At 53.8% G+C, this 11755-nt stretch carries 6 protein-coding genes and 1 tRNA gene; all 7 read left to right on the top strand.

Annotation, left to right across the window (positions count from 1 at the left end):
- Positions 1–94: 94 nt before the first annotated feature.
- The 7 genes from QC815_RS00765 (at position 95) to QC815_RS00735 (ending at position 11650) form a co-directional block, all read left to right on the top strand.
- A tRNA-Ile gene (locus tag QC815_RS00765) sits at positions 95–171 on the top strand.
- A 98-nt stretch (positions 172–269) separates the two neighbouring features.
- Positions 270–3560: an N-6 DNA methylase gene (locus QC815_RS00760; RefSeq protein ID WP_309766432.1), complete on the top strand. Its 3291-nt coding sequence runs from the start codon at positions 270–272 to the stop codon at positions 3558–3560.
- 14 nt (positions 3561–3574) lie between these two features.
- The gene (locus QC815_RS00755) at positions 3575–5545 is read left to right on the top strand and encodes a type I restriction-modification system subunit M (protein WP_309766430.1); all 1971 of its coding nucleotides are present in this window, start codon (positions 3575–3577) and stop codon (positions 5543–5545) included.
- A gap of 136 nt (positions 5546–5681) precedes the next feature.
- Positions 5682–6662 carry an Abi family protein gene (locus QC815_RS00750; protein ID WP_309766427.1) on the top strand — a complete coding sequence of 327 codons (981 nt, stop codon included), beginning with the start codon at positions 5682–5684 and terminating at the stop codon, positions 6660–6662.
- Positions 6659–8056, top strand: a complete 1398-nt coding sequence (locus QC815_RS00745; RefSeq protein WP_309766425.1) for a restriction endonuclease subunit S — start codon at positions 6659–6661, stop codon at positions 8054–8056. The genes QC815_RS00750 and QC815_RS00745 overlap by 4 nt, the downstream gene beginning before the upstream one ends.
- Positions 8053–8256, top strand: coding sequence for a hypothetical protein (locus tag QC815_RS00740; RefSeq protein ID WP_309766423.1), 204 nt, complete (start codon positions 8053–8055; stop codon positions 8254–8256). The genes QC815_RS00745 and QC815_RS00740 overlap by 4 nt, the downstream gene beginning before the upstream one ends.
- 187 nt (positions 8257–8443) lie before the next feature.
- Positions 8444–11650, top strand: a complete 3207-nt coding sequence (locus QC815_RS00735; protein WP_309766421.1) for a type I restriction endonuclease subunit R — start codon at positions 8444–8446, stop codon at positions 11648–11650.
- Positions 11651–11755: the final 105 nt, after the last annotated feature.

Genomic DNA, 11755 nt, shown 5'->3' with positions numbered 1-11755 from the left:
CCCACACCTGCAAAAAGTGCCGCTTTCATGGCAATATAGCCTCGCTCGGGGCTGGCCTCGTCCCATCACATTCGCTATGATATGCACGCCTTTAGGGCCCATAGCTCAGTTGGTTAGAGCAGGGGACTCATAATCCCTTGGTCGTAGGTTCAAGTCCTACTGGGCCCACCATTCTATATGCTTATTCTAAAAGCAGGGGATTATGAGTCCCTTGGTCGGCGGCTCCCTGCCGCTTGTTTGACCCCCCATCTTACTTCCTTGATTTTCGCTTGCGCTTCCTGGCTGTTACCGCACAGGTTGGCGTGTATGATATTCGCCAATTAACGAATATTTACTTAGCGTGGGGAAGCACCTTGAACACGGAAAGTCACTCCCAGTTAGCCGCCTTTATCTGGTCGGTGGCCGATCTTTTGCGCGGCGATTTCAAGCAATCGCAGTATGGTCGTATTATTCTGCCGTTTACCCTGCTGCGCCGCTTGGAGTGTGTTCTTGCGCCCACCAAAGCCGAGGTATTGCAGGCCGCCGAGCAGCACCAACACAAGCCGGAAGCGGTGCGCGAGAAGCTGTTGTTGCGCGCGGCGGACCAGCCGTTCTTCAATGCCTCGCCGCTATCCCTGGGCACGCTCTCCGATACCCAGACCGCCGACGACCTGATGAGCTATGTGCAGTCGTTCAGCCAGAGCGCGCGGGAGATTTTCGAGCATTTCGAGTTCGAAAGCTTCGTTCAGCAGCTCAGCGCCAATGATCTGCTCTACAAAGTAGTGCAGCAGTTTGCGGCGATAGACCTTAGCCCGGCGCGGGTGAGCAATCACGGCATGGGCGGCATCTTTGAAGAATTGATTCGCAAGTTCGCCGAAAGCTCCAACGAAACCGCCGGGGAGCATTTCACTCCCCGCGATATCGTCCATCTAACGACGTCTTTGGTGCTAACCGGGCAAGAAGCCAAGCTCAAGCCCAACAGCATCGTCACCGTGTATGATCCGACAGCGGGTACCGGCGGGTTTCTTTCCGAGAGCGACGAGTACATCCAGCAAGTTAGCCAGAACGTGACCGTCTCGCTGCACGGCCAGGAGCTTAACCCCGAGTCTTACGCCATCTGTAAAGGCGATATGCTGGTAAAAGGGCAGGAGGTCGAACGGATCAAGCTGGGCAACACGCTCTCCGACGACCAACTGGCGGGGGAGCGCTTTGACTACATGCTCTCCAATCCGCCGTTTGGCGTCGAGTGGAAAAAAGTACAAAAGCAGGTTACCGACGAACACAAGCATCGCGGCTACGATGGCCGTTTTGGTCCCGGCCTGCCGCGCGTATCAGATGGCTCGCTGCTGTTTCTGATGCACCTGGTGGCCAAGATGCGCGCTCGGCAGGACGGCGGCTCGCGGATTGGTATCATCCTCAACGGCTCGCCGCTGTTTACCGGCGGCGCAGGCAGTGGGGAGTCCGAAATTCGCCGCTACCTGCTGCAGCATGATCTGGTGGAATCCATTATCGGCCTGCCCACCGATATGTTCTACAACACCGGCATTGCCACCTATATATGGGTGCTCTCCAACAACAAGCCCGCCGAGCGCAAGGGCAAGGTGCAGCTGATTAACGCCACCGGCCGTGCCAGCAAGATGCGCAAGTCGCTGGGCAGCAAGCGCCAGTACATCACCGACCGCGACATTGACGATATCGTGCGGCTTTACGGCGCTTTTGAAGAGAGCGACGAGAGTAAAATTTTCCCTATTGAAGCCTTTGGCTATCGGAGCATCACACTGGAGCGCCCGCTGCGCCTCAACTTCCAGGCCAGCCCCGAGCGTTTAGCCCGACTCGATGACGAGAAGCAGTTCCAGAAGCTCGCTGAGGCCGAACGAGAGGTGATCAAGTCCGCCTGCGCTACTCTGGATCCCGGTCAGAGTTTCACCAATCGCGATGCATTCTCCAGAGCCTTAAAGGCCGCGCTAAAGACTGAAGACATAAATGTTGGGAACCCGGTGCTGAAGGCTATCTTAAATGCGCTTTCCGAACGCGATCCAGAAGCCAGTGTAGTTGTCGATGAACATGGAGGTGAAATCCCTGATATTGGTTTGCGCGAGTATATTAACGTCCCCATAGGAGAAGTAATAGATAACAAATTTGTCAATAGGATAAAAGAGGGTGGCTTTGATGGCTGGGTAGATGTAGGAAAGAAAGACCCTGATGATGGTAAAATTGGCCTTGTTGGTTATAAAATTAATTTTGCATCTTATTTTATTGGGGATGTGACAAGACCAATGGTAAAGGGGCTGAATGCTGAATGGATAAGGTTTTCTGATTTTTCGCGCCCTGTTTATAATGAAGATATGGATTGGGATGTTTGTATTTCTCGCGTTACTGGAGAGTTGCTTGCTAGCGAAAAGATGGTTGGTTTGGGTTCGTCAAGCAGAGCTTTATTACTAAAAATTGACGAGACCGTTGTTTCCAAAGATTATTTTGAGATGGTTCTTGACGGCCCCATATGGAAGAAAGGTGTGCTTGAAGATTTTAAAGGTCTTGGCTGCAGAGTGCTTGATTACGAGACTCTTATGGGAGTTGAGTTGCCCGTGCCCAATCTTGATACACAAGATGAAATGGTTTCTTTCATAGATGATGTTGACGAGCAAGTGGCTAGTCTCAAAGGATTAAGAGAAAATGTTTGGTTGAATCCTCATATAAGACATTTTTCAAACAATAGACAAGGTGCTATTGGCCAGCTAATTGATGTATTACCATACCCTCTCGCTAATCTTCTGCATCATCAAGGCAATACAAATAGCGGTCAGGATAAAGAAAGATATGAGGTAATACTCAAGTTTCTTGAGTGCTCTGCTCAATATTACTGTGCTGCCTTGATTTCTATGCTAAATGACTTGGGATTAGATGTTTCGAGTGTTATTAAAACCAACGAAAATAAGTTTTCTAGGTCTGGTGGGTCGTTCGGCTTCTGGGTTCACTTTATTCAAGATCTGAATAAGGTTGTTAAAAAGAAACAGGGTGAAAAAGGGACGCAAGGGTATACTTATTGGGAGGGTTTTTTAGAGGAAGAAGGGCCCATCTTTGGAGCGTTGCCAGCGTTGGTCGAAGCAAAGGATTTAAGAAATTCCAAGTTGGGCCATGGTGTTTACCCAACACCCGACGAGGCTGCTAGAACATTGCGGCATGCTGAAAGATGCTTAGAAGGGTTTGCGAATAATTGCATATCATTTTTTGCTCAAGTTGAACTGGTACGACCGGGTATGTGTAAGTGGGATGGCACTTCATACGAGTATGAAGTCGAGAAATTTTCCGGGCTTTATGCATACCCATTTTTAAGAGATTCTATTATTTGTAAGAAGCCGTTAAGGTATGGACAGTTACATATTTTTCTCAAAGAGTATGAAAGGCTTGTTGAGCTTCCTGAGATTATTGTGATGTCCCCTGCTATCAAAGACGGTGGGTTTGAAGGCTTTTTCTTTATAGGGAAGAAAGAGGAGAATGATTATAAGTACCTTTGTCATCAGCAGCTACCTATGCAGCAGAGAACTAATAAAGTAGTAGGCAGCCCATTTTTAGTTAGCTAAATTGAGTGATGTATATGGAAGGTTTTTCAAGGTTAGCCGCTTTTATCTGGTCGGTCGCTGACCTTTTGCGCGGCGATTTCAAGCAATCGCAGTATGGGCGCATCATTCTGCCGTTTACCCTGCTGAGACGCTTGGAGTGTGTTCTCGCGCCCACCAAAGCCGAGGTATTGCAGGCCGCCGAGCAGCACCAACACAAGCCGGAAGCGGTGCGCGAGAAGCTGTTGTTGCGCGCGGCGGACCAGCCGTTCTTCAATGCCTCGCCGCTATCCCTGGGCACGCTCTCCGATACCCAGACCGCCGACGACCTGATGAGCTATGTGCAGTCGTTCAGCCAGAGCGCGCGGGAGATTTTCGAGCATTTCGAGTTCGAAAGCTTCGTTCAGCAGCTCAGCGCCAATGATCTGCTCTACAAAGTAGTGCAGCAGTTTGCGGCGATAGACCTTAGCCCGGCGCGGGTGAGCAATCACGGCATGGGCGGCATCTTTGAAGAATTGATTCGCAAGTTCGCCGAAAGCTCCAACGAAACCGCCGGGGAGCATTTCACTCCCCGCGATATCGTCCATCTAACGACGTCTTTGGTGCTAACCGGGCAAGAAGCCAAGCTCAAGCCCAACAGCATCGTCACCGTGTATGATCCGACAGCGGGTACCGGCGGGTTTCTTTCCGAGAGCGACGAGTACATCCAGCAAGTTAGCCAGAACGTGACCGTCTCGCTGCACGGCCAGGAGCTTAACCCCGAGTCTTACGCCATCTGTAAAGGCGATATGCTGGTAAAAGGGCAGGAGGTCGAACGGATCAAGCTGGGCAACACGCTCTCCGACGACCAACTGGCGGGGGAGCGCTTTGACTACATGCTCTCCAATCCGCCGTTTGGCGTCGAGTGGAAAAAAGTACAAAAGCAGGTTACCGACGAACACAAGCATCGCGGCTACGATGGCCGTTTTGGTCCCGGCCTGCCGCGCGTATCAGATGGCTCGCTGCTGTTTCTGATGCACCTGGTGGCCAAGATGCGCGCTCGGCAGGACGGCGGCTCGCGGATTGGTATCATCCTCAACGGCTCGCCGCTGTTTACCGGCGGCGCAGGCAGTGGGGAGTCCGAAATTCGCCGCTACCTGCTGCAGCATGATCTGGTGGAATCCATTATCGGCCTGCCCACCGATATGTTCTACAACACCGGCATTGCCACCTATATATGGGTGCTCTCCAACAACAAGCCCGCCGAGCGCAAGGGCAAGGTGCAGCTGATTAACGCCACCGGCCGTGCCAGCAAGATGCGCAAGTCGCTGGGCAGCAAGCGCCAGTACATCACCGACCGCGACATTGACGATATCGTGCGGCTCTACGGCGCCTTTGAAGAAAACGACGAAAGTAAGGTTTTCCCGGTGGAGGCCTTTGGCTATCGGCGTATCACTGTCGAACGCCCACTGCGGCTCAACTTTGAAGCTAGCGCCGAGCGGCTGGCCAAGCTTGACGACGAAAAAGCCATTCTGAAACTGGATGATGCCGAGCAAGCCGCTCTCAAGGCCGCCTGCAAACAGCTTGGTGAACAGCGCTATACCAACCGTGACGTCTTCACCAAAGCGCTGAAAAACGCCCTCAAGGCAGAGGGGTTGAAGATTGGTGTCCCGGTGCAGAAGGCGGTTCTTAATGCCCTATCCGAGCGCGACTCAGACGCGGATATTTGCCTAGACAAGCAAGGCAATCCGGAGCCCGATACCGGCCTGCGGGATAATGAAAACGTGCCTTACGACGAGTCAGTGTTTGATTACTTCGATCGGGAGGTCAAACCCCACGTCCCCGACGCCTGGATCGATGAAAACAAGCGCGACGAACTGGATGGCCGCATCGGCATTGTCGGCTTCGAGATACCCTTCAACCGCCACTTCTATCAGTTCACGCCCCCGCGCCCGCTGGAGGAAATCGACGCCGACCTCAAAGCCTGTACTGATCGTATCAAGCAGATGATTGAGGAGCTGTCGGCATGAAGAAAGGCGGCGCTCAGTCTGGTCTTTCACAGTCATTGACTATGAAAGGGGTATGCCCTAATATTCTAAGTAATACACCCGCCATGCCTCTCAATGAAGCACACTTTGGCGGGTTTTTTGTGCCTGGAGGTCGGGCATGAGCGATTTTCATAAGCCTGCGCACAGCATTGAAGAGCAGATCGCAACGCTACGCAGCCGTGGCCTGGCGATACCTGACGAGGCTCGGGTGCGGCACTATCTAGCCAATATCAGCTATTTCCGCCTTTCAGCCTACACACGTCCCTTTTTCCAGCCAGGCCTCCAGGAGCATTATTTTCTAGAGGGCACTACCTTTGAGGATGTGCTGGGGCTCTACGTCTTTGATCGCGAGCTCCGCCTGTTGCTTCTTGATGCCATCGAGCGTTTGGAAGTCGCGTTACGCGCCCAATTGACCAACACACTGGCTGAGCACCACGGTCCTCATGGCTATCTTGATCCGGGCATCTTCGACACCCGATACAACCATGGCTGGCTGCTGGAGAAGCTGGAGAATGCAGCCAAGGGGCGAGAGATCGAGACCTTCCTGGCGCACTATCGCGGAAAATACCGATCGGCGCCTAATCAGCCGCCCATCTGGATGGCGGTTGAGCTTCTGACCTTCAAGGAAGTCTCGACCTTGCTAGCCAATTTGCGACTCCCCAAGGATACCCAGCGCATCGAGCGCCATTTTGGCTGGAAGATGCCAGTGCTGAAATCCTGGTTCCGCAGTCTTTCCGACCTGCGCAATATCTGTGCGCACCATGGCCGAGTCTGGAACCGCGAATTCGGTAGCCGCCCCGAGATGCCGAGAAAGGTTCCAGCCGGCTGGCCAAATATCCCCGGTAGTATTGAGACGGGATCTCATGAGCATCCCGGGCAGCGACTTAACCCGCGACGGCGACTGTATCTCCAGCTCGTGGTGACCGAATCGCTGATGCAGGTCGTGTCGCCTACTAGCCAATGGGCAGAGCGGCTGGTGACATTGCTGGATCATTACCCTCAGATCTCACGACCACATATGGGTTTCCCTGGGCATTGGGACACGGAACCTTTCTGGCGAGAGGCCGTGATGAACGTAAGAGAAGGAGCAACGGCATGACCTACCCCGCCTATCCTGAATACAAGGACTCCGGTGTTGAGTGGCTGGGAGAGGTGCCAGCGCATTGGGAGGTGAAACGCCTGAGATACGTTGCTGAACTCAATCCGGCCAAGACTGAAGTGCGTGCGCTGCCTACCGAGAGCTTAGTCAGCTTTATTCCCATGGAGGCCGTGGGAGATGATGGGTCGCTGTCGCTCGAACAGATCCGACCGATAAGTGAAGTCTTGGCAGGGTATACCTATGTCAGTGAGGGTGATGTCACGATCGCGAAGATCACACCCTGTTTTGAAAATGGAAAAGGGGCCGTCATGCGCGGCCTCGAAAATCGTGTTGGCTTCGGCACAACCGAACTCACTGTTATGCGGCCGAAGACCAGCCTTACTACGAGTGATTACCTATATCGGGTCGTCACTTCCGAGCCTTTCAGGGCTCTCGGTGTGTCATCAATGTATGGCGCGGGTGGTCAGAAGCGCGTACCGGATGACTTTGTCCGGAACTTCACTATCGCTTGGCCTCCTTATAAGGAGCAAGCTGAAATTCAGGCCTTCCTCGACCACGAAACCGCCCGCATCGACGCCTTGGTGGAAGAGCAGCAGCGCCTGATCGAGTTGCTCAAGGAAAAGCGCCAGGCGGTAATTTCGCATGCTGTCACCAAAGGACTCGACCCCGATGTGCCGATGAAAGACTCTGGAGTTGAGTGGCTGGGGGAAGTGCCGGCGCATTGGTATATTAACCGCCTGAGGTACGTTGCTGAACTGAACCCATCTAAATCTGAAGTGCGGTTACTGCCTACGGATAGCTCTGTGAGCTTCATCCCTATGGAAGCTGTCGGGGAAGGTGGGACGCTGTCACTTAAGCAGACACGACCAATAGGAGAGGTCTTGGCTGGGTACACCTATTTTAGGGAAGGAGATGTCACCATAGCGAAGATCACGCCCTGCTTCGAGAATGGTAAAGGGGCGGTAATGTCTGGCCTAGAGAATGCAGTTGGCTTCGGCACAACCGAGCTCACTGTCATACGCCCAAAGTCAGGATTAGCCACTAGTGGTTACCTTTATCGAGTCGTTTCGTCCGAGCCTTTCCGAGCGCTCGGTGAATCATCAATGTACGGTGCTGGTGGTCAGAAGCGTGTGCCGGAAGATTTCGTTCGAAACTTCAATATCGCTTGGCCCCCTTTCAAGGAACAAGCTGAAATTCAAGCTTTCCTCGACCACGAAACCGCCCGCATTGACGCTCTACTTGAAGCAGGCCAATCGGGTATCAAACTGCTTCAAGAACGCCGCTCCGCCCTTATCTCCGCAGCTGTTACCGGCAAGATAGACGTGCGTGGCTGGCGGCCGCCAGCGGATTCTGCGGTGGCGACTGGTGAGGCCACTCAGGTGGAGGCGGTATGACCCAACTTTCACCCGATACCCAGGAAATGCTCAACAGCCTTCGCACCGCCGTGGCCGAAACCTTAGAGCGCAAGCGCCGCCTGGGCCAATACGCGGTATTTTGGGAGAACGGCAAACCTGTTTTCATTGGTGAGGACGCGCCGCAAAATCCTGACGACACAACCCTCGACGATAATCAGCAGGCCAAGACGCGCCATTGATCAATACTGAGATTCCAAACAGTGTGTGTAGGAAAAGGGCGGTAGACATGCATCAAACCAGCCTCTGCCGATGCAGCTCCAAGAATTAGGTCTTTGTTTATAAAACACATCACGGCCTAAGGAGACTTCTCCTCTTCTCCCTGAAGCGCTAGGCTGTTATGCATTTACTTCAAGCTCAGGGGCTCAAATGGCGGACAGCAGGGAAGGCCGGTTCCAGCAGGACATCATCGACGCCATGGCCGCTGATGGCTGGCTGGTGGGCATGGCTAATGGCTTTGACCGCACGTCAGCGCTCTACACCGAGGATTTGTTGGGCTATGTGCAGGAAGCCTGGCCCGAGCGCTGGGAAAAGTTCTGCAAGGCCAACCCGCAAGCGCCTGAAGCTGTGTTTGTGCAAAAGGTGGTGCGTGAGCTTGAACGGGCGGGCACGCTTGAGGTGCTGCGCCATGGCTTCAAGGTGCCGGGGGTGGCGTTCGATCTGTGCAGTTTCAAACCTGACCACGCCATGAACCCTGACGCACTTGCCCGCTACCGCGCCAATCGCCTACGCGTGGTGCCAGAGGTGTCTTATTCGCCGCATTCGCGAGATAAAGGCCAGGGCGGCCAAAGCTATAACCCACGTCTGGATCTAGTGCTGTTCGTCAATGGCATCCCTACAGCTACCTTGGAGCTGAAAAGCGAGTTCAAGCAGTCGGTAGAAAACGCCAAGCGTCAGTATCGTAACGACCGCCCGGTGAAAGACCCGGTCACCCGCAAGATCGAGCCGCTGCTGGCGTTCAAGCGCGGCGCGCTGGTGCATTTTGCCGTCAGTCAGGCCGAGGTGGCGATGGCTACTAAGCTGGCGGGTAAAGACACCTTCTTTCTGCCCTTTAACCAAGGCACTGAGGGTGGCGGCGCGGGCAACCCACTGTCGGAAGACGAGAACCGCTATGCGACCACCTATTTGTGGGAGCGCGTGTTTTCACCGGATGCCTGGCTCAAGATTTTGGGGCGCTTCCTGCACCTTGAAAAGAAGACCAGTGAAGATTTTTACGGACGTCGAAAAACAAAAGAAACGCTTATTTTTCCGCGTTACCACCAATGGGAAGTCGTCAACCAACTGGTGGACACAACTCACCAGGAAGCGCCGGGCCAGCGCTACCTGGTGCAGCATAGCGCGGGCTCGGGGAAGTCCAACTCTATCGCCTGGTTGGCCCATCAGCTTGCCAACCTTTACGACGAAAGCGGCCAGCACAAGCGCTTCAACTCGGTCATTGTGGTGACCGACCGCACAGTGCTCGATAGTCAGCTCCAAGACACTATCTACCAGTTCGAGCACGCCCATGGAGTGGTGTGTCCCATTACCCGCGATGTGGGTAACCAGAGCAAATCAGAGCAGTTGGCGGACGCGCTTGCCAATAATACGCGCATCATCATTGTCACGATCCAGACCTTTCCGGCGCTGTTTGATGCGCTGGACAAGCGCCCTCAGCTAGCCGAGGGCCACTATGCGGTGATAGCGGATGAAGCCCATTCTTCGCAGACCGGCAGTTCGGCCACCAAGCTCAAAGCGCTGCTGGCTGCCGCAGGTGAAATGGCGGGTGATGATGAAGACATCAGCGCGGAGATGATGCTGGATGCGGCAGTGGCCTCGCGCCGCCCAAGCGAAAGCATTAGTTACTATGCTTTCACGGCGACACCCAAAGCCAAAACACTGGAGCTGTTTGGTCGCGTGCCGGACCCGACCTTGCCGCCGAGCGCGGAAAACAAGCCTGAGCCTTTCCACCTCTATTCCATGCGTCAGGCAATCGAAGAAGGCTTCATCCTTGATGTGCTGCGCAATTACGTTACCTACGGTACTGCCTGGAAGCTCGCACACCCGGATGGCGAAGCGCAGGAGGTGGACGCCAAAAAGGCCTCGCGCACCTTGGCCAAGTGGGTGCGACTACACCCTTACAACATTGCCCAGCGTGTAGAAGTCATTGTGGAGCACTATCGCGCCAACGTGCGTCATCTGCTGGATGGCCAAGCGAAAGCCATGGTGGTCACTGCCAGCCGCCAGGAAGCGGTGCGCTATCAGCTCGCTATGCGGCAGTATGTGGAATCAAAAGGCTATACCGATGTGCACCCGCTGGTCGCTTTTTCGGGTACGGTGCTGCCTGATGAAGTGATCGTTGAAGAGGTTAGCGAATCAAGCCAGTTACTCAACCCGGGTTTGCGAGGGCGAAATTTGTCGGATGCTTTCGACACCGACGATTTCAATGTGATGATTGCCGCCAACAAGTACCAGACCGGTTTTGATCAGCCCAAGCTATGTGCAATGTATGTAGATAAAAAGCTACAGGGCGTGGATTGCGTACAAACTCTCTCACGCCTCAACCGGCTGTTCCCTGGCAAGCAGACGTTTATTCTCGACTTCTTCAACGAGCCGAAGGACATACTCGAGGCCTTTGCGCCCTATTACCGCAAGGCAACGCTGGCCGATGTATCAGATCCGCAGGTGGTGTATGACATCAAGCGCACCCTGGACGCCAGTGGCATCTATCACTGGCCCGAGGTGGAGGCGTTCGCTACCGCCTTTTTCGATCCCAAAGCACCCTCGTCACGCCTGAGTTACCACTGCAAGCCTGCGCAAGAGCGTTTCAAAAAGCGTTATGAAGTGATCCTCGAACAGCAGGAAATATGGAAAGAGGAACGCCGTCAGGCTCAGCAGAAGGGCGATGAAAAAGGAGGTAAGCGTGCCGATCAGGAGTTGGAGGATGCAGGCAAAACCCGTGACGAGCTCGATCTCTTCCGCAAGAACCTGCAAAGCTTCGTGCGAACTTATGAGTTCCTCAGTCAAATCATTTCCTTTGATGACGCCGAGCTGGAGCAGTTGTGTGTGTTTGCCAAGCATCTCCATCCGCTGCTTCGCACTGATAGGTTGTTGGAAGGCGATCCTCTCGACGTAAGTGAGCTATCGCTGGATAGCTACCGGTTAACCAAGCGCGCCGAACAGCAGCTAAATCTAGGCGAAAAAGAAGGCGACTATGGCCTGAAGCCTATTACAGAGGTTGGTTCTGGCAAACCTCATGATCCAGAAACCCAGCAGCTCAATGAGATTATCGAACGGCTTAACGACCTGTATGGCGGTGATATTAGCGATGAAGACAAGCTGCACTTCGCCAACGGGATAGCTGATCGCATCGAACGTGATGACGCCGTAATGGCCCAGATTAACCATCACGATGATCACCAGGTAATGCACGGCCTGTTTCCAAAACGCGTAACGGACGCCGTGATGGATGCCATGAACGACCATGAAAAGCTCACCATGCCGCTACTGGAGGATGAGGAAACCGGCAGGCAGTTCGCGCTGTTGATTCTTAAGTTGCTGGCAGGAAGGGCAGGGAATAATGAGTATCCAAACAACTGAGTTGTCGACTCTTGTGGCAGCAATGGCAATAGATACATGACGGATACCGTGTGACAGACTTTTCGGTCATGAACGTTGCAGCACAAATAACGTCTATTTGATGCT

Source organism: Vreelandella gomseomensis, from assembly GCF_031451645.1.
GTDB classification, from domain to species: Bacteria; Pseudomonadota; Gammaproteobacteria; order Pseudomonadales; family Halomonadaceae; genus Vreelandella; species Vreelandella gomseomensis.
The sequence above is the reverse complement of the archived record's forward strand: the minus strand, read 5'-3'. Positions and strand labels throughout refer to the sequence as shown.